Genomic DNA, 18,117 nt, shown 5'->3' on the forward strand with positions numbered 1-18,117 from the left:
CCCCGTGTCCTCGGGCACGCCCTCCTGGGACAATCGCCCATATGACCTCTCGCGCCCTCACCGTCGGCTTCGACCTGGACATGACGCTGATCGACTCCCGGCCCGGAATCCACGCCTGCTACCAGGCGCTTTCCGCGCGTACGGGGACGTATATCGACGCCGATCTGGCGATCACCCGGCTCGGGCCGCCGCTGGAGGACGAACTCGTCCACTGGTTCCCGGCGGACGGGATCGCCGCCACCGCGGACCTGTACCGGGAGATGTATCCCGCCATCGCCATCGCCGCGACGCCCGCCATGCCCGGCGCCCGTGAGGCGATCGAGGCGGTACGGGCGGCCGGTGGACGCGCGATCGTCGTCACCGCCAAGTTCGAGCCGAACGCCAAGCTGCACCTGGAGCACCTCGGTATCGAGCCCGACGCGGTGATCGGCGACCTGTGGGCGGAGCAGAAGGCGGAGGCACTCGTCGAGCACGGCGCCGCCGTCTACGTCGGCGACCACATCGGGGACGTCCGGGGCGCCCGCAGCGCCGGCGCCCTCTCCGTCGCCGTCGCCACCGGGCCCTGCACCGCCGACGAGTTGCGGGCCGCGGGCGCCGACGTCGTCCTCGCCGGCCTCACCGAGTTCCCCGCCTGGCTGACGGCGTACAGGTCCCGGTAGCGGCCGGGCTCGGTCCGAGGCGCTAGGAACGGGCCCCGCGCGCTCGCCGGCGGCCCTGCGCGATCGACTGGAACACACCCGCCCCGGCCATCAGGAAGCCGACGGCCATGAGCATGCTCAGGCCGAACATGTAGGTGGGGAAAGGCTTCGTTCCGAGCAGGAACGGGGCGACCGTGACCAAAGTGGCCACCGCTCCGACGAAGAACACGATGGCACCGGCACGGATCAGACGGTCGCCGGCCGCGGCGGAATTCGCTTGGGTTTTGTCACGCACCGGACCAGGGTAGTTCCCATCGCGAGGAACCACTCGGCGACGTCTTGTCACCGGGCCCCGGACCATTAGCCTTGGTACCGGCGGGTCCGTGCGGCCCGCTGCAGTGCTATCCAGAGCCGTTTACCGAAACACTTTGCAGACGCAGTTTCCGACGAGTACGAGGACGAGGACAGACGTGCCTACCGGCAAGGTCAAGTGGTTCAACAGCGAGAAGGGCTTCGGCTTTCTCTCCCGCGACGACGGCGGCGACGTCTTCGTCCACTCCTCGGTTCTCCCCGCCGGAGTCGATGCCCTGAAGCCGGGCCAGCGCGTGGAGTTCGGAGTCGTCGCCGGTCAGCGCGGCGACCAGGCGCTGTCGGTCACCCTTTTGGACCCGGCCCCGTCGGTCGCCGCCGCGCAGCGCAAGAAGCCGGACGAGCTGGCGTCCATCGTCCAGGACCTGACGACCCTCCTCGAGAACATCACCCCGATGCTGGAGAAGGGCCGTTACCCCGACAAGGCCTCCGGCAAGCAGATCGCGGGCCTGCTGCGCGCGGTCGCCGACCAGTTGGACGTCTGATCCCGGTCAGGGGAAGACGAGCGCGTCCGGGCCGAGGGGCGGCACCAGCCCCTCGGCCGCGGCACGGGTGAGCAGCCCCCGGACCGCGGCGTAGCCGTCCTCGCCGAGGTCGGCCGTGAACTCGTTGACGTACAGCCCGATGTGCTGGTCCGCGACGGCCGGGTCCATCTCCTGTGCGTGCTCCATGACGTAGGGCCGCGACACCTCGGGGTCCTCCCAGGCCACGCGTACGGACGTGCGGGCCGACTCGGCGAGCAGCTTCAGCGTGTCCGCGCCCAGCGAGCGCTTGGCGATGATCGCGCCCAGCGGAATGGGCAGGCCAGTGGCGTCCTCCCAGTGCTCGCCCATGTCGGCGAGCTTGTGCAGCCTGTAGTTCTGGTACGTGAACCGCGCCTCGTGGATGACGAGGCCCGCGTCGACCTTCCCGTCGCGCACGGCCGGCATGATCTCGTGGAACGGCATGACGACGATCTCGCCGACCCCGCCGGGCACGGTGTCCGCGGCCCACAGACGGAAGAGCAGATACGCCGTCGACTTCTCGCTCGGCACGGCGACGGTGCGGCCCGTGAGATCGGCTCCCGGCTCCCGGGTGAGCACCAGCGGCCCGCAGCCGCGGCCCAGCGCGCCGCCGCACGGAAGCAGGGCGTACTCGTCGAGGACGTACGGCAGGACGGCGTACGACACCTTCAGCACGTCGAGCTCGCCGCGCTCGGCCATGCCGTTGGTGATGTCGATGTCGGCGAAGGTGACGTCGAGGGCCGGCGTGCCCGGGATGCGGCCGTGGGCCCAGGCGTCGAAGACGAAGGTGTCGTTCGGGCAGGGGGAGTAGGCGATCCGGAGGGGCTCACTGGTTGCGGTCATGCTGGTTTCCAACTCTCCAATACGGGCGCGAGCTTCCCGAAACCCTCGGTGAGGGCCGCGAGGGCGTCGCCGATGCGCCAGGCGGCGCGATCGCGCGGTCCGACGGGATTGGACACGGCGCGGATCTCCACGACGGGTGTGCCGTGCGCGATGGCCGCCTCGGCGACGCCGAAGCCCTCCATCGCCTCGGCGAGCGCGTGCGGATGCCGGGTGCGCAGCTCCGCGGCGCGTGCGGCGCTCCCCGTGACGGTCGAGACGGTCAGGACGCCCCCCGTGAGCGCACCGGTGGCGGCGACGAGGTCTCGTACGAGTGAATTCGGTGGCCGGTGATTGACCGTGCCGAAGCCGAGTGCGGTGACGGGCAGAAATCCGTCCGGGGTCTCGGCGCCGAGGTCGGCGGCGACGATGTCGTCGGCGATCACGAGCGAGCCGACGGGGGCGTGCGGTGCGAATCCGCCCGCGATGCCGGCGGAGACGACGAGGTCGTACGGGGTGCCGTCGAGCGCGGCGGCGGTGAGCGCGCAGGCGGTGGAGGAGGCGGCGAGGGCGGGGCCCACGCCGGCCGCGAGCAGGTCGAGGGCGCCCGTGCGGTGCAGGGTCACCCCGGGAAGGGGGATCTCGACCGCCGGGGACGGGAACGCCTGGGCCACCGCATCCCGCTCGACCGGGACGGCGGTGGCCACCAGGACATGTGCGCGGGGCGTGGTCAGGAGGCCTTCTCGAGCTTGAAGGTCCACAGACCGGTCACCTTAGTCGTGCCCTCCTTGATGGAGACGCGCGTCGAGTTGCCGCTCGCCCCGTACTGCGCGTTGAAGAACACACTGCCCGGGATCGTGCGGTAGGTCTTCTTGCTGGACTCGGTCAGCGGCTGACCGTTCAGCAGGATCGTCCAGCCCTGGTCCGCGATGCTCGGGTCCACACCGAAGCGGACCGTCTCATCGGGGTCGACCTTGATCGACTTGACGTCCTTGGACGTCAGGCACTTCGCCAGATCCGCGGCCGCGACTTCGTTGCCGTCGTTGTAGCAGTCGGTCTGGGAGCTCACCGAGTTCGTGCCGACCGTGATGGTCGCCAGCGGGGTCGGCTTGTTGCAGGCGGACAGCAGGAGAAGTCCGGCGGAAACGGCGCCGAGGGCGGCTACGGCGCGGCGGGAACGCAGTGCGGTCATGGCCGAAGGCTATCGGGCACCGCCGAGCCGCTCCCCACCTGGGGTGCGCGACGTGCCGCGCACTCGTGCGATCAGGTGCCGGGGGTTGTGGTCAGGCGGCCTGCCTTCGCTCCGTGCCGCCGCGCCGCGCCGAGGCGAGCAGGCCCCGCACGGTCGGCAGCCAGCCCGCCGCGACGATGGCGGCGCCGACCACGAGCCCCAGCACACCGTTCAGCGGCAGCGAGATGCCGATCGCCCCGCCCAGCACCCAGGCCATCTGCAGCAGCGTCTCGGAGCGCGCGAACGCGGAGGTGCGGACCAGTTCCGGCACGTCCCGCTGGATCAGCGCGTCCAGCGACAGCTTGGCCAGCGCCTGCGCGAACCCGGCGAACGCCGCCAGACACGCCACCAGGAACGCGCCGAAGAAGATCGCGGCGGTGATCGCCACGCCCAGCACGATCGCCACCACCGTCACGATGATCACTTCCGGTGCGCGCGATTTCAGCCATGCCCCGACGGCCGTGCCCAGCGCGTTGCCCGCGCCCGCCGAGACGCCGACTACGCCGAGCGAGACCGCCGCGCTCTCACCCGTGAGCGGGTGCTCCCGCAGCAGGAAGGCGAGGAAGAAGATCAGGAAGCCGGACAGGCAGCGCAGGGCGGCGTTGGCGCCCAGGGCGTGGGTCACGGCGGGCCCGACCGTGCGCAGCCCGGGGCGCCGGGCCGTGGTGCGGCGCGACCCGTGCAGGTGCTCGGGGTCCGCCGCCAGCAACGCGATGTCCTCACCCTTGGCGGAGTCGACCTTCGGCGGCAGCGAGAAGGACAGGAACGTACCCGCGACGAAGATCACGAAGGCGCCGTAGAGCGGCCAGCTCGGGCCGACGGTGTGCAGCGCGGCGCCCACGGGAGCGGCCAGGCCCGTCGCGAGCAGGCCGCTGAGGGTGACCCGCGAGTTGGCCTTCACCAAGGAGAAGGCCGGCGGCAGCAGCCGTGGCACCACGGCACTGCGGATGACGCCGTACGCCCTGGAGGCGACGAGCACGCCGAGCGCGGCCGGATACAGCTCCAGGCCCCCGCCGGCCACTGCGCCCGCGATGATCAGCGCGAGCAGGGCACGGGCGAGCATCGCGCCCGCCATCGCGGCCCGGCGGCCGTGCGGGAGCCGGTCCAGGAGCGGGCCGATCACCGGTGCGAGGATCGTGAACGGCGCCATGGTGATGGCGAGATAGAGCGCGACGCGTCCGCGGGCCTCGTCGGTCGGCACGGAGAAGAAGACGGTCGAGGCGAGAGCGACCGTGATCATCACATCGCCGGCGCCGTTGACCGCGTGCAGTTCGATCAGTTTGCCGAGACCGGACTCGCCGGCGCCGTGCGCGTGCGTGGCCCGGCGGATTCCGCGGGCGGCGCCGGTGACGGGCAGGTGCAGGGCACGGCCGACCGCGCGGACGGACCCGCCGAACCGGCCCGAACCGCCCTCCTGGCTGCGTCCCTTGACTCCCCCTGCCCCGGCGGTTCCATGGGACGACCTCGCGGCTGCCACCCCGTCATAGTGCCCCGAGAAAGCCGGGGGTAGTGCGGTTACCGCGCGTACGGGGGCGGAGTGGCGTCCGCGGAGGGCCCGACAGGCCCGAGGGCGGGAACCGGCCGGCGGGCCGGGGGGCCGTCCGCGTGACGCACCGGTCCGGCCCGCGGAGGACCGGGCTCCGGGAAAGGCCAGCGACTCGGTGTGGGCCGGGAGGCCGGGAGAAGGTAGCGTGCCTAGCGCGCCGTGGCGATTGTTCTCGGCCGCGCGCCTCTCATCCATCCCGCAGAATGGGTGGTGTAGGTGCGCCCGAGCGCGATCGGGCGCGGACGTCGACGCGGTCCGTTGGTCCGCTCCGTCCGCTCCCCCAGCCGAGGAAGGGCGCACCGTGAGACGGCGTAGGAGAGAAGCGATACCTGTGAGCGCAGCGACAACGCGAAGCCGCACCCCCGACCGTCTGTGCGCCGAGGCGGTCGACCTCGCCCGAGCCGCCGCCGAGGAGGCCGCCGCGCCCGGTGTCGTCGGCGAGCACGTCGGCACGGTCTCCGAGGGCGACCGCGTTGTCACGCACTTCTTCGAGGCGAAGGAGCTCGGGTACCGGGGCTGGCGCTGGGCGGTGACGGTGGCGCGGGCGTCGCGCGCCAAGGTGGTCACGCTCGACGAGACGGTGCTGCTGCCCGGCGAGGACGCGCTACTCGCGCCGGAGTGGGTGCCGTGGAGCGAGCGGCTGCGCCCCGGTGACCTCGGCCCCGGCGACCTGCTGCCGACGGACGCGGACGATCTGCGTCTCGAGCCCGGTTACTCGGGCGAGGACGAGCCGCCGCCGAACTCCGCGGTCTCCGGTGAGATGGCGGAGCTGGTCGAGGCGGAGGACGCGGAGGTGACCGCGGGAGCTCCGGCGAACCTGCCGATCGCCCCGTCGCGCGGCACGATCGCCGCGGTGGCGGAGGAACTGGGCATGCGACGCGCCCGGGTCCTGTCCCGGTACGGACTGCACATGGCGGCGGACCGCTGGGAGGACGCGTTCGGTCCGAAGACTCAAATGGCCCAGGCGGCGCCCGCGACCTGCGCCAGCTGCGCCTTCCTGGTGCCGGTCGGCGGCTCGCTGGGCCAGGCCTTCGGCGTGTGCGCCAACGAGTTCTCCCCGGCGGACGGCCGTATGGTCTCCCTGTCGTACGGGTGCGGCGCCCACTCGGAGGCGGCGGTCATGCCGAGGACACCGCGGCCGGCTCCCCCGGTGGTCGACGAGACGAAGGTGGAGCCCTTCCCGCTGCGGCCCTCTCCGGACTCGGGCTCGGTGCCCGCGGTGCCTGACGAGTCGTCTGCGGAGCTGGGGCACTCGTAACCGGCAGAGCGTCCCGCAAGCCGCGGTCCGGGTGCGACGGCCCCGGCCCGCCCACCGGGCAGACGGCGCATTCCGCGAGCCGCGGTGTCCCCGGCGCACGGTACCTTCGTCCCGCACGCGCTGAGAGGGAGAGTGAACCGTGAGCAAGTTCGTGCAGCCGGCAGCCGAGGGCGCGGACCCGTTCGGCACGGCCCGCCTGCGGCACGGGGTGCTGGACGCCTGGGCCACCAGCCCGGCCCGGTTCCGTGAGGACGCCAACGCCGAGGAGGACCTGGTACTCGGCGGGTACCGCGACCGCCTGGTCGTCGAGCTCGCGCAGAACGCCGCCGACGCCGCGGCCCGGGCGCAGGTCCCCGGCCGCCTGCGGCTCACCCTCCGCGAAGGTGTGCTGGTCGCCGCCAACACCGGCGCGCCCCTCGACGCGGTCGGCGTCGAGTCGCTCTCCACGCTGCGGGCCTCCGCCAAGCGCGACAGCCATGACGTGACCGTGGGCCGCTTCGGCGTCGGCTTCGCGGCCGTCCTCGCGGTCAGCGACGAGCCCGCGGTCGTCGGCCGGCACGGCGGTGTCCGCTGGTCCCTGGCCGAGGCCCGTGAACTGGCCGGCGAGACCGCCCGGCGCAGCCCCGGCCTCGGCGACGAGATCCGCCGCCGCGACGGGCACGTACCGCTGCTGCGGCTGCCGTTCCCCGCCGAGGGGACCGCTCCCGACCCGTACGACACCGTCGTCATCCTCCCGTTGCGCGACACGGCCGCCGCCGACCTCGCCGAACGGCTCCTCCAGGCCGTCGACGACGCCCTCCTGCTCGCCCTGCCCGGTCTCGAAGAGGTCGTCGTCGAGATCGAGGGCACGGGCCTGCGCACGCTGCGCCGCCGCACCGACGGCACCGACACCGTCGTCGAGGACTCCCGGGACGGCACCACCCGCTGGCGGACCGTCTCCCAGCACGGCCCCCTCACCCCTGACCTCCTCGCCGACCGCCCGGTGGAGGAGCGGCTGCGCCCACACTGGTCCGTGACCTGGGCCGTCCCCGTCAACGCGGACGGCACCCCGGCCCGGCCCCGTACGGCACCGGTCGTGCACGCCCCCACCCCGAGCGACGAGGCCCTCGGGGTACCCGCCCTGCTCATCGCCTCGTTCCCGCTGGACACCACCCGCCGGCACACCGCCCCGGGCCCGCTGACCGACTTCCTGGTGGAGCGGGCGGCCGACGCGTACGCCGAACTCCTCGGCGTCTGGCGCCCGGTGACCCCGGGCATCATCGACCTGGTCCCCGGCCCGCTCGGCAAGGGCGCGCTGGACGGCGCGCTGCGCCAGGCCGTCCTCGACCGGCTGCCGCGCACCGCCTTCCTGCCGCCGGCTAACGACGCGGGCGACGACGTGGAGCTGCCGGAGGCGCTGCGCCCGCGGGACGCCGAGATCGTGGAGGGCGCCGGCGCCGAGACCGTGCGGGTCCTCGCCGAGGTGCTGCCGAGTCTGCTGCCCGCCGGTCTGGAGCGCCGCGTGGAGCTGCGGACGCTGGGGGTCGACCGGGTGCCGCTGACGGAGGCGGTCGACCGGCTCGCGGGTCTCGAGAAGGAGCCCGACTGGTGGTGGCGGCTGTACAACAGCCTGGTCGGGGTCGACCCCGACCGGCTGTCCGGCCTGCCCGTGCCGCTGGCCGACGGACGGACGACGATCGGACCGCGGCAGATCCTGCTGCCGACCGTGGAGGGTCCGCCGGTGGCTCCGGAGACCCTGGCCCGGCTGGGCCTCAAGGTCGCGCACCCGGACGCGGCGCACCCCCTGCTGGAGAAGCTGGGGGCCCTGCCGGCCACCCCGCGCGCCGTGCTCACCACCCCGCAGGTGCGGGCAGCGGTCGCCGCCTCGCTCGACGACGAGGGCCCCGGCTGGGACCAGGAGGGCCTGGACGCCGAGGAGCTGGCCGACACCGTGCTCGCGCTCGTCCGGGACGCCGGGCTCGAACCGGGTGAGGAGCCCTGGCTCGGCGCGCTCGCCCTGCCCGACGAGGACGGCGAACCCGCACCCGCCGGGGAACTGGTCCTGCCCGGCAGCTACTTCGCGCGCGTCATGCGTGAGGGTGAATTGGCCTTCGTCGACTCCGAGTTGGCCGAGCGCTGGGGTGAACAGCCGCTGGCTGCCTGCGGGGTGCTGGTCAACTTCACCCTGGTGCGTGCCACCGACGTCGTCCTCGACCCGGACGAACTGGAGCCCCGCGAGTCGGACTTCGCCGAACCCGACGACGTCGGGCTCCTCGACGCCGTCGACGTGTGGTGCGAGGACGTCCTGGACCGGCTGCCCGACACGCCCGTACCACCGGTGGCCACCGAGATCGTCGCCGTACGCGACCTCGACCTCGTGGACGACGACCGCTGGCCGCAGGCACTCGCCCTGCTCTCGCAGCCCCCGCTGCGGGACGCCCTCACCCAGCCCGTGCGCATCCTGCTGCCGGACGGCACGCACGAGATCGTCCGGCCGTACACGGCCTGGTGGCTGCGCGGTCACCCCGTGCTCGACGGACGGCGCCCCGCCGGTCTGCGGGCCGCGGGCGGCGATCCGCTGCTGCACGGTCTGTACGACGAGGCGGACGCGACCGGCTTCGACGACGAACAGGTGCTGCGGGCCCTCGGCGTGAGGACTTCGGTGGCGGCCCTGCTGGAGGAGCCCGGTGGTGCCGCGGAACTGCTGGACCGGCTCGCCGAACCCGAGCGGCCCGTGTCCGCCGCCCAACTCCACGGTCTGTACGGGGCCCTGGCCGAACTGGACCCGGAGCAGGTGACGCTGCCCGACGACCTGCGCGCGGTCGTGGACGGCCGGGTCGCCGTCGTGGACGCCGCCGACGCGGTGGTCGTCGATTCGCCCGATCTGCTGCCCTTCACCGAGGGCGTCGCGCTGCTGCCGGTGCGCCCGACGCGGGCGGCCGAACTCGCCGAGCTGTTCCAGGTGCGGCGGCTGAGTGAGTCGGTGACGGGCGAGGTCACCTCCGAGGGCGTCGAGCACGACGTACCGGAGTCCGTACGGGTCCTGCTGGGTCCGGCCACGCCGGCGTCGTACATCGAGCACGACGAGCTCGTCGTGGACGGTGTGGAGATCGACTGGCGCCTGGCCTCGGACGGCGTGCTCCACGCCGCCACCCTGGAGGGCGTCGCCGCGGGTCTCGCCTGGGCGGCGGGGCAGTGGCCGCGCCGCTTCGAGGTCGCGGCGCTGCTGGAGGACCCGTCCCGCACCGAGGAACTGGCGCGGGACCGCTGGTTCGACTGAGGCCCTGACCCTCCTCCCGGAGCCGTCGGGCGGTGCCCGCGGCTCCGGGCGGTGTGCGCGGAACGTGCCGCCGGGCGGCCCCGGTAATGCGACGGCAAAGAAAGCTTGGCCGTGCACAACCAAGGGTTTCGGCAGTTGATCTGATCATCCGAGTCAACAGACTCCCCAGACACTTGGGCCCCAGGGTGGGCAACCCCTGGCCCCTTTCTCCACGTGGAGAACGCAATGCGTATTCGCGCCACTGCGGCCGCCCTCACCGGCGCCCTGGCCATCTCCGCCTTCGCCGTGCCGGCCGCCCAGGCGGCTGCTGCCCCGTCCGCCAAGGCCTCCTTCAGCTCCGTCACCGCCAGGACGGGTGCCACCGCCACGCTCAACGTCACCTTCTCCAACATGAAGGTCAACAAGGGCAAGGCGATCGTTCTCGGCACCGGCACCAAGGTGAACGTGCCGGTCACCTACACCGTGACGCACGCCGCCGGTCTCGACACCAGCACCGCCAACTTCGCCACCGGACCGCTCATCTACCGCGGCTCCTCGATCACCAAGCCCACCAACCTGGAGATCGCCGACGACCCGGGCACCTGCACCGCCACCTCGTCGACGGTTCTCAGCTGCACGGCCGTCCTCACGGTCTACCGGTCCGACCTCGCAAACTCCGACGCCGGCACCTGGACGGCCGGTGGCCTCGCCATCACCATGAACGGCGACTCCAAGCAGCAGGGCAACCTCGGCAGCGTCAAGGTGCTGCGCGGCGGCAAGCTGACCACGGACGCCACCCCGGAGCCGGTGAAGAAGGGCAGCACCATCACCGTCGCGGGCAAGCTCTCCCGCGCCAACTGGGAGAACGGCACGTACGCCGGCTACGCGGGCCAGTACGTCAAGCTCCAGTTCCGCAAGAAGGGCTCCACCACCTACACCACGGTGAAGTCCATCAAGACGTCCTCGACGGGCGCCCTCAAGACCACGGTCAAGGCGTCCACCGACGGCTACTTCCGCTACAGCTTCGCGGGCAGCCCGACCGTCGCGGGCGTCAGCGCCACCGCTGACTACGTCGACGTGAAGTGATCTGACCCCAGGTACGGCTCGGCCCCCGCGTCCCGTCCGGGACGCGGGGGCCGATTCCGTGTGTGCCCAGCATGGGCGATTGCTTGGGGGTGGAAGTCCCCTGGGGGAAGAGGTGGTGCTAACCCCGAGCCGGAGGCAAGGGCGTCATCGTGAGATGGGGTCTGGAGGAAGCCCGAGGCGAGACCTGGGTACCGAGGAACACGAACCGCGTATGAGGCGTGCTGGTCGGGTGAGCCTGCACGAGAAGGTGAAGCCCGTCACTGCCAAGAAGGCCAGTGCGTAAACGCGGCGGGGATCCAGGGACAGTGATCGTTCTTACCTGGGGAGATCTGTCCGGGTGTCGGTTGTGCTGAAGACGTCGCCGCGCCGACGGGCAGCGCCGGAAGGTGCTGTCTGACCGGGCAGAAGTCAGCAGAGGTCGTAGTACCAGCCGGGATGAGTCGCGGGGCGGCGGGCTGGGAAGGGCCGAACATCGAGTGGAACGGGTGATGTGGTGGTTGCTCGTGCCGGTCACGTGGACCGCAGTAAACCTGCTTCCGCAGGGCCGCAGGGGGAGGAGCCGGTGCATCCGGCAGAGCCCACGGCGGCGCGCAGTGGCCGGTCGGCGCACTCCATGGAAGACGTTCACCGCGAACAGGAGCTGTCCTTGTGGGAGTTGATGCTCTCGAAGGAGAACCTGCTCGCGGCGCTTGGACGTGTCGAGGCGAACCGGGGTGCTCCGGGGGTGGACGGCATGACCACGGCGGAGTTGCGTCCGTGGCTGCTGGTGCACTGGTCAGAGGTCCGGTCCGCTCTTGATGCGGGCATCTACCGGCCCGCGCCGGTCCGTCAGGTGGTCATCCCGAAGCCTGGCGGTGGCGAGCGGATGCTGGGGGTGCCGCGGGTGCTGGACCGCTTGATCCAGCAGGCCATCGCGCAAGTGCTCGTGCCCATTTTCGACCCGGAGTTTTCGGGGTCGTCCTTCGGGTTCCGTCCCGGCCGGTCCGCCCACCAGGCGGTCAGGGTCGCGCGGCGGGCGATTGAGGACGGCCACCGGTGGGTCGTGGACCTTGATCTGGACCGGTTCTTCGACCGCGTCCAGCATGACGTCCTGATGGCGCGGGTGGCGCGCAAGGTCGGTGACCGCAGGGTCTTGAGACTGATCCGCAGGTATCTGGAAGCCGGGATCATGGTGGACGGCGTGAAGATGCCGAGCGCGGAGGGAACCCCGCAAGGATCCCCGCTCTCGCCCGTCTTGTCGAACATCATGCTCGACGACCTGGACCGGGAACTGTTCAGGCGCGGTCACCGGTTCGTGCGTTACGCCGATGACGTGCGTGTCTTCGTGCGGAGCGAACGGGCCGCTCACAGGGTGCTCGACTCGGTCACGGCCGTGGTCGAGCAGCGGCTGAAACTGAAGGTCAACTGGGAGAAGTCGAAGGTAGTCCCAGCCTCCGTCGCGACGTTGCTGGGGTTCGGCTTCTACTTCACCCGGAGCGGGGTGAAGATCCGGATCGATCCGAGGGCGCTGGCGCGCTGGAAGACGAAGATCCGGGAGCTGACCTCGCGGCGGTGGAGCATCGCGATGGACGAACGTATCGCGATGCTCAACCGCTTCATGACCGGATGGATGGGCTACTTCCAGCTCTCGGACGCCTCCAGGCCGTTCCGGGATCTGGACGAGTGGCTCCGCCGCAGGATGCGGCAGATCCGCTGGAAGGAGTGGAAGATCCCCCGGACCCGCCGGGCGAACCTGCGCAGGCTCGGAATCAGCGAGTCGTTCTCCCACCAGTGGGGGAACAGCAGCAAGGCTTACTGGCGGATCGCGGGCTCTCCCGTCCTCCAGCGGGCACTGCCCAACGCCTACTGGGACGACCTCGGTCTGCTCACACTCAAGCCGACCTGGCAACGACTGAGATCAGCTCGATGAACCGCCGGATGCGTGACCCGCATGTCCGGTGGTGTGGGAGGAGGGCCGGGCGACCCGGCCCTCCTACCCGATTCCTCAGGCCGGGGCCGCTCCGACGGGGCGGCCCCGGACCGTTTCGTGCGCTCGACCGGCTACGGCCGCCAGAGCATGTGGCCCACGGTGCAGCTCACGCGGGCACGCGGCGGTCGGCCCGCTTCCAGACGAACTCGAGGGCGACCGCCGCCAGCGCCGCGATGCCCACCGCGATCCACGGGATGGCGACCCCGACCAGCTTCAGTGCGAAGAAGCGCTGGAGGGCGGGCACGATCAGGACGAACAGGAACGCCACGCCCATCGCCGCCACCAGGGTGACGCGCCACCAGGTGTAGGGCCGGGCGACGATCGCCAGCACCCACATGGAGATCAGGAACAGAGTGAGGGTCGCCGCGCTGGTCTCCGCGTCCAGTGAGCCAGGACCCGTGTAGTGGTGCCGGGCGATCAGATAGGTGACGAAGGTCGCGATCGCGGCCACGGCCCCGCCCGGGACCGAGTACCGCATCACCCGGCGCACGAAGTGCGGTTTCGCCCGCTCCTTGTTGGGGGCGAGCGCGAGGAAGAAGGCGGGGATGCCGATCGTCAGCGTCGACAGCAGCGTCAGGTGCCGGGGCAGGAACGGGTACTCCACCTGCGAGCACACCACCAGCACCGCGAGCAGTACCGAGTAGACCGTCTTCACCAGGAACAGCGTGGCCACCCGGGTGATGTTCCCGATCACGCGCCGGCCCTCGCCGACCACCGACGGCAGCGTCGCGAAGCTGTTGTCCAGCAGCACGATCTGGGCCACGGCCCGGGTCGCCTCCGAGCCGGAGCCCATCGAGACGCCGATGTCCGCGTCCTTGAGCGCGAGCACGTCGTTCACTCCGTCGCCCGTCATCGCCACCGTGTGCCCGTGCGCCTGGAGCGCGCCCACCATGTCCCGTTTCTGCTGCGGGGTGACCCGTCCGAACACGGTCCCCTTGTCGAGCGACTTCGCCATCTCGGTCTGGTTCGAGGGCAGGCGCCGGGCGTCCAGGACCTTGCCTGCGATGCCGAGTTTTCCGGCCACCGCGCCGACGGACACCGCGTTGTCGCCGGAGATCACCTTGGCGCGGACGTTCTGGTCGGCGAAGTAGCGCAGAGTGTCGGCGGCGTCGGGCCGCAGCCGCTGCTCCAGCACGACCAGGGCGGTGGGCTGGGCGCCCGCCGTGATCCGGGGGTCGTCCAGGTCCCCTGAGACCCGGGCGAGCAGCAGCACGCGCAGCCCCTGCTCGTTGAGTCGCACGGTCTCGGTCAGGGCCGGGTCGTCGGGATCCAGCAGGACGTCGGGGGCGCCCAGGAGCCATGTACTGGATTCGCCGTCGCCCTCGCTGAAGGACGCGCCGCTGTACTTGCGGGCCGAGGAAAAGGGGAGCGCCTGGACACAGCGCCACTCCTCGCTGTCCGGGTAGGCGTCGATGATCGCCTGGAGGGAGGCGTTCGGGCGCGGGTCCGACTCGCCGAGGGCGCCGAGGACCTGGCGGACGTACGTCTCGTCGGCGCCCTGCAACGGCCGCAGCTCGGTGACGTCCATCCCGCCCTCGGTCAGGGTGCCCGTCTTGTCCAGGCAGACGGTGTCGACCCGGGCGAGCCCCTCGATCGCAGGGAGCTCCTGGACCAGGACCTGCTTGCGCCCCAGCCGGATGACCCCGATGGCGAAGGCGACGGAGGTCAGCAGGACGAGCCCCTCGGGCACCATGGGCACGATGCCGCCGACCGTGCGGGCCAGGGAGTCCTTGAACCCGGACTGCTTGACCACCAGCTGGCTGATGACCAGGCCGATCGCGGTCGGGACCATCATCCAGGTCACGTACTTGAGGATCGTGGATATACCGCTGCGCAGTTCGGAGTGGACGAGCGTGAAGCGGGTGGCCTCCTCGGCGAGCTGGGCGGCGTAGGCCTCGCGCCCCACCTTGGTCGCCTTGAAGGCGCCGCTGCCGGCGACGACGAAGCTGCCGGACATCACCGGGCCCCCGGGCCGTTTGACCACGGGGTCCGCCTCACCGGTCAGCAGCGACTCGTCGATCTCCAGCCCGTCGCTCTCGGCGCAGACGCCGTCGACCACGATCTTGTCGCCGGGCCCGATCTCGATGACGTCGTCCAGCACGATCTCCGAGGTGCCCACGACGACGGCCACCCCTTCCCGGCGCACCGTCGGTCTCGCCTCGCCGATCACCGCGAGCGAGTCCAGGGTCTTCTTGGCGCGCCACTCCTGGATGATGCCGATGCCGGTGTTGGCGATGATCACGTAACCGAAGAGGCTGTCCTGGAAGGGCGCCACGCACAGCATGACCACCCAGAGCACACCGATGATCGCGTTGAAGCGGGTGAAGACGTTCGCGCGGACGATCTCGCCCAGGGAGCGGCTGCTGCGGACGGGAACATCGTTGACCTGACCGCGGGCGACCCGTTCGGCCACCTCGGCGGCGGACAGTCCCCGCGTCCGCCCCGGCACGGGGGCGGGGTGGACGGGATCGAGTTCGGCGCCCGCGTCGATGTGCGTCATGCATTCGACGGTACGTGCGGATTTGTGCCTTCACCCGCCGAGGGCCCCAAAGATCCGACCCGAGGGGGACGGGGGTCGTGCGGTGGTTGTACGGAACCCGCCTACTGCTGAGCGGCCGCCCGCTTGATGGCCGCGTCCCGCCTGCGGACGTACCAGATGCCGATGCAGCCGAGGCCCGCTCCGGCCAGGCACGTCCACAGCCACCAGGTGTGGCCGTGGTCGGCGAACCAGCCGTAGAAGGGGAGCTGGGCCAGGAAGAGGACGAACCAGAGGATCGTGCCGCCGGTGATGGTGGCGACCACGGGGCCCTCAAGGGGCTCCGGCGCCTCGTGCCTGGGGGTCCACTTCGCCATGGGCACAGCTTACGAGGAGCGTGTCCGCGGGGTGCGGACACCCCGAGTGCTCCGCGGAGGCTTGTGCCTGCCAAGGGTCTACGCGCGGAGATAGCGATCTGCGCCTTATATGTTCATACTGAAACAGTTCGAGTCTGGCCGCTTATGTTCGTAGGAACCTCCAACGGGCACATGGGGAATCCGCTGGAGATCCGACGGCGGTGAGACTCGATCACTTTTTGTTCGAGATCCCCCGCACCCTTGAGGTCCTGTATGCCCACCTCGGCCCCCGCCAAGGTCCCCGCCCCGCAGCAGCCGGGCACCCGGTCCCCTTCCGGAGCCCTCGACCGCTACTTCAAGATCTCCGAGCGGGGCAGCACGCTGCCGCGTGAGATCCGAGGCGGTTTCGCCACCTTCTTCGCGATGGCCTACATCATCGTGCTGAACCCGATCATCCTCGGCAGCGCGAAGGACATGTACGGGCACCACCTGGACCACGGCCAGCTCGTCACCGCCACCGCCCTCACCGCCGCCTTCACCACGCTGCTCATGGGCGTCATCGGCAACGTCCCGATCGCCCTGGCGGCCGGCCTCGGCGTGAACACGGTCGTGGCACTCCAGCTCGCCCCCCGGATGTCGTGGCCGGACGCGATGGGCATGGTGGTCCTCGCCGGCGTCGTGGTCATGCTGCTGGTCGCCACCGGACTGCGCGAGCGGGTGATGAACGCCGTGCCGCTCGGCCTGCGCAAGGGCATCTCGATCGGTATCGGCCTGTTCATCATGCTGATCGGTCTTGTCGACTCCGGCTTCGTCACCCGCATCCCGGACGTCGCGCAGACCACGGTCCCGCTCCAGCTGGGTGGCGACGGCCATCTGAACGGCTGGCCGGTGCTGATCTTCATCCTGGGCACGCTGCTCACCTTCGCGCTGATCGTCCGCAAGGTGCAGGGCGCGATCCTGATCTCGATCGTCTCGATGACGGTCCTCGCGCTGATCCTCAACACGGTCGCCAAGATCCCGTCCTGGGGCCTGACCGTTCCGAAGTGGCCCGGCAACCCCGTCGCCACCCCGGACTTCGGCCTGATCGGCAAGGTCAGCCTGTTCGGCGGCTTCGGCAAGGTCGGTGTGCTGACCGGGATCCTCTTCGTCTTCACGGTCCTGCTGTCGTGCTTCTTCGACGCGATGGGCACGATCATGGGCATCAGCGACGAGGCCAAGCTGACCGACGCCGAGGGCAACATGCCCGGCATCAACAAGGTCCTCTTCGTGGACGGCATCGCCGTCGCGGCGGGCGGTGCAAGCTCCTCCTCGGCCACCACCTGCTTCGTGGAGTCCACGGCGGGCGTCGGCGAGGGCGCGCGCACGGGCTTCGCGAACGTCGTCACGGGCGCGCTGTTCGCCGTGGCCCTCTTCCTCACCCCGGTCGCCACCATGGTTCCGTCCCAGGCGGCCACCCCGGCACTGGTGGCGGTGGGCTTCCTGATCCTGTCCAGCTCCGTGAAGGAGATCGACTGGTCGGATCACACGATCGCCATCCCCGCCTTCGTGACGATGATGACGATGCCCTTCACCTACTCGATCACGAACGGCATCGGCATGGGCTTCATCACCTTCGTGATCCTGCGCCTCGCGGCCGGCCGCGGCCGCGAGGTGCCGGCCCCGATGTACGTGGTGGCGGCGGTCTTCGGCTTCTACTACCTGATGCCGGCACTGGGCCTGACCTGATCCGCCGGGGGCTGCCGGCGGATCAGGTCAGGTGACCCCGTAGAACCGTTCCGTCTCTTCGACGGCGGCCTTGAACCGCTCGTCGAAGTCATCTCGGATGAGCGTCCGGACGACATAGTCCTGGACGCTCATCCCTCTTTGGGCGGCGCGATGCCGGATGCGGTCGAGCAGCTCCCGGTCCATCCGCACGCTGAGCACGTTGGTCCCCATGGCTATGAGGGTTGCCGGACTCGGGCGGGTGGTGCGTCACGTTCCGCCGATGGATCACTCGTTTGGGTGATAAGTGCAGCTCAGAAGCTTCACGGACAATATCAAGAGCAAGCGGCGGCCAGTGGCCTGTGTCACCCGAAAGGCGGCGCACTCCGGTGGTCTTTAGGGAAAGTAATGACTTATCCTAAGGGTATGGCTGACCTGACCCATGGCGACGACGCTGCCGCCGTGAACGCTCTCCGCTCCGCTGTGATGCGCCTGTCGCGCCGACTCAAGCACCAGCGGGTCGACGAGTCGCTGAGCCCGACCGAGATGTCGGTGCTCGGCACCCTGGCCCGCTGCGGTTCCGCCACACCGGGCGAGCTCGCCCGCAAGGAGCACGTCCAGCCGCCCTCGATGACCCGAATCGTGACGCTGCTGGAGAGCAAGGGTCTGGTGCAGCTCGAGCCGCACCCCGAGGACCGGCGCCAGAAAGTGGTCACCCAGACCGAGCAGGCCGAGGCGATGCTCGAAAAGAGCCGCCGCAAGCGGAACGCCTTCCTGGCCGGACTGGTCGAGGGCCTGGACGAGGACGAGTGGGCGAAACTCCGCGCCGCCGCCCCCGTGCTGGAGAAGCTCGCGCACCTGTGACCGGTGCGCACCCATGACAGACGCGGCCCCCACCCGCGTACGCACGAAGCCGTCATCGCAAGG

The 18,117-nt window shown here is 70.9% G+C and carries 16 protein-coding genes; 8 read left to right on the forward strand and 8 right to left on the reverse strand.

What is annotated here, in order from left to right:
• Nucleotides 1–41: 41 nt before the first annotated feature.
• A complete protein-coding gene (locus tag ACQEXA_RS31020) occupies nt 42–659 on the forward strand; it encodes an HAD family hydrolase (protein ID WP_432929398.1) in 618 nt (205 codons plus the stop codon).
• Between the two features lie 22 nt (nt 660–681).
• Here the strand turns inward: ACQEXA_RS31020 and ACQEXA_RS31025 are convergent, their stop codons facing one another.
• A complete protein-coding gene (locus ACQEXA_RS31025; RefSeq protein WP_432929396.1) occupies nt 682–933 on the reverse strand; it encodes a hypothetical protein in 252 nt (83 codons plus the stop codon).
• A gap of 175 nt (nt 934–1,108) precedes the next feature.
• Here ACQEXA_RS31025 and ACQEXA_RS31030 point away from each other — a divergent pair, with 175 nt between their 5' ends.
• Nucleotides 1,109–1,492 (forward strand): cold-shock protein, encoded by a 384-nt coding sequence (locus tag ACQEXA_RS31030; RefSeq protein ID WP_359399790.1) that lies wholly within the window; start codon nt 1,109–1,111, stop codon nt 1,490–1,492.
• A gap of 6 nt (nt 1,493–1,498) precedes the next feature.
• On the opposite strand, the gene ACQEXA_RS31035 is transcribed toward ACQEXA_RS31030, so the two are convergent.
• From ACQEXA_RS31035 to ACQEXA_RS31050, 4 genes are all read right to left on the reverse strand, one after another.
• Nucleotides 1,499–2,353 (reverse strand): 1,4-dihydroxy-6-naphthoate synthase, encoded by an 855-nt coding sequence (locus ACQEXA_RS31035; protein WP_432929394.1) that lies wholly within the window; start codon nt 2,351–2,353, stop codon nt 1,499–1,501.
• Entirely contained in the window at nt 2,350–3,090 is a 741-nt protein-coding gene (locus ACQEXA_RS31040; RefSeq protein ID WP_432929392.1) for a futalosine hydrolase, read from the reverse strand. Before ACQEXA_RS31040 ends, ACQEXA_RS31035 begins: the two co-directional genes overlap by 4 nt.
• Nucleotides 3,060–3,521: a DUF2771 domain-containing protein gene (locus tag ACQEXA_RS31045; RefSeq protein WP_432929390.1), complete on the reverse strand. Its 462-nt coding sequence runs from the start codon at nt 3,519–3,521 to the stop codon at nt 3,060–3,062. The genes ACQEXA_RS31040 and ACQEXA_RS31045 overlap by 31 nt, the downstream gene beginning before the upstream one ends.
• A 91-nt stretch (nt 3,522–3,612) precedes the next feature.
• Entirely contained in the window at nt 3,613–5,037 is a 1,425-nt protein-coding gene (locus tag ACQEXA_RS31050) for an MFS transporter (RefSeq protein ID WP_432929388.1), read from the reverse strand.
• A 400-nt stretch (nt 5,038–5,437) separates the two neighbouring features.
• Here ACQEXA_RS31050 and ACQEXA_RS31055 point away from each other — a divergent pair, with 400 nt between their 5' ends.
• The 4 genes from ACQEXA_RS31055 (at nt 5,438) to ltrA (ending at nt 12,597) form a co-directional block, all read left to right on the forward strand.
• Nucleotides 5,438–6,364, forward strand: a complete 927-nt coding sequence (locus ACQEXA_RS31055; RefSeq protein ID WP_432929386.1) for a DUF3027 domain-containing protein — start codon at nt 5,438–5,440, stop codon at nt 6,362–6,364.
• 139 nt (nt 6,365–6,503) lie between these two features.
• Complete coding sequence (locus tag ACQEXA_RS31060; RefSeq protein ID WP_432929384.1) at nt 6,504–9,623, forward strand: sacsin N-terminal ATP-binding-like domain-containing protein; 3,120 nt, start codon at nt 6,504–6,506, stop codon at nt 9,621–9,623.
• A gap of 225 nt (nt 9,624–9,848) precedes the next feature.
• Nucleotides 9,849–10,688, forward strand: a complete 840-nt coding sequence (locus tag ACQEXA_RS31065) for a hypothetical protein (RefSeq protein ID WP_432929382.1) — start codon at nt 9,849–9,851, stop codon at nt 10,686–10,688.
• A gap of 562 nt (nt 10,689–11,250) precedes the next feature.
• The gene (ltrA, locus tag ACQEXA_RS31070; protein WP_432927578.1) at nt 11,251–12,597 is read left to right on the forward strand and encodes a group II intron reverse transcriptase/maturase; all 1,347 of its coding nucleotides are present in this window, start codon (nt 11,251–11,253) and stop codon (nt 12,595–12,597) included.
• A gap of 166 nt (nt 12,598–12,763) precedes the next feature.
• On the opposite strand, the gene ACQEXA_RS31075 is transcribed toward ltrA, so the two are convergent.
• Nucleotides 12,764–15,157: a cation-translocating P-type ATPase gene (locus ACQEXA_RS31075; protein WP_432929380.1), complete on the reverse strand. Its 2,394-nt coding sequence runs from the start codon at nt 15,155–15,157 to the stop codon at nt 12,764–12,766.
• 101 nt (nt 15,158–15,258) lie between these two features.
• The gene (locus tag ACQEXA_RS31080; protein ID WP_359393946.1) at nt 15,259–15,510 is read right to left on the reverse strand and encodes a DUF2530 domain-containing protein; all 252 of its coding nucleotides are present in this window, start codon (nt 15,508–15,510) and stop codon (nt 15,259–15,261) included.
• Nucleotides 15,511–15,762: 252 nt separating this feature from the next.
• Here ACQEXA_RS31080 and ACQEXA_RS31085 point away from each other — a divergent pair, with 252 nt between their 5' ends.
• Nucleotides 15,763–17,214, forward strand: coding sequence for an NCS2 family permease (locus tag ACQEXA_RS31085; protein WP_432929378.1), 1,452 nt, complete (start codon nt 15,763–15,765; stop codon nt 17,212–17,214).
• Between the two features lie 27 nt (nt 17,215–17,241).
• On the opposite strand, the gene ACQEXA_RS31090 is transcribed toward ACQEXA_RS31085, so the two are convergent.
• Nucleotides 17,242–17,424, reverse strand: coding sequence for a plasmid mobilization protein (locus ACQEXA_RS31090; protein WP_359393950.1), 183 nt, complete (start codon nt 17,422–17,424; stop codon nt 17,242–17,244).
• 192 nt (nt 17,425–17,616) lie between these two features.
• Here ACQEXA_RS31090 and ACQEXA_RS31095 point away from each other — a divergent pair, with 192 nt between their 5' ends.
• Entirely contained in the window at nt 17,617–18,054 is a 438-nt protein-coding gene (locus ACQEXA_RS31095) for a MarR family winged helix-turn-helix transcriptional regulator (protein WP_433131687.1), read from the forward strand.
• Nucleotides 18,055–18,117 lie beyond the last annotated feature (63 nt).

This window comes from Streptomyces sp. CA-106110 (assembly GCF_050936285.1).
Taxonomy (GTDB): Bacteria; Actinomycetota; Actinomycetes; order Streptomycetales; family Streptomycetaceae; genus Streptomyces.

Bases quoted from the DNA above. Each gene is read 5' to 3' on its own strand.
- ACQEXA_RS31085 (WP_432929378.1), top strand. From the start codon at position 15,763: ATGCCCACCTCGGCCCCCGCCAAGGTCCCCGCCCCGCAGCAGCCGGGC.
- ACQEXA_RS31080 (WP_359393946.1), bottom strand. From the start codon at position 15,510: ATGGCGAAGTGGACCCCCAGGCACGAGGCGCCGGAGCCCCTTGAGGGC.
- ACQEXA_RS31045 (WP_432929390.1), bottom strand. From the start codon at position 3,521: ATGACCGCACTGCGTTCCCGCCGCGCCGTAGCCGCCCTCGGCGCCGTT.
- ACQEXA_RS31090 (WP_359393950.1), bottom strand. From the start codon at position 17,424: ATGGGGACCAACGTGCTCAGCGTGCGGATGGACCGGGAGCTGCTCGAC.
- ACQEXA_RS31020 (WP_432929398.1), top strand. From the start codon at position 42: ATGACCTCTCGCGCCCTCACCGTCGGCTTCGACCTGGACATGACGCTG.
- ACQEXA_RS31095 (WP_433131687.1), top strand. From the start codon at position 17,617: ATGGCTGACCTGACCCATGGCGACGACGCTGCCGCCGTGAACGCTCTC.
- ACQEXA_RS31065 (WP_432929382.1), top strand. From the start codon at position 9,849: ATGCGTATTCGCGCCACTGCGGCCGCCCTCACCGGCGCCCTGGCCATC.
- ACQEXA_RS31075 (WP_432929380.1), bottom strand. From the start codon at position 15,157: ATGACGCACATCGACGCGGGCGCCGAACTCGATCCCGTCCACCCCGCC.
- ACQEXA_RS31035 (WP_432929394.1), bottom strand. From the start codon at position 2,353: ATGACCGCAACCAGTGAGCCCCTCCGGATCGCCTACTCCCCCTGCCCG.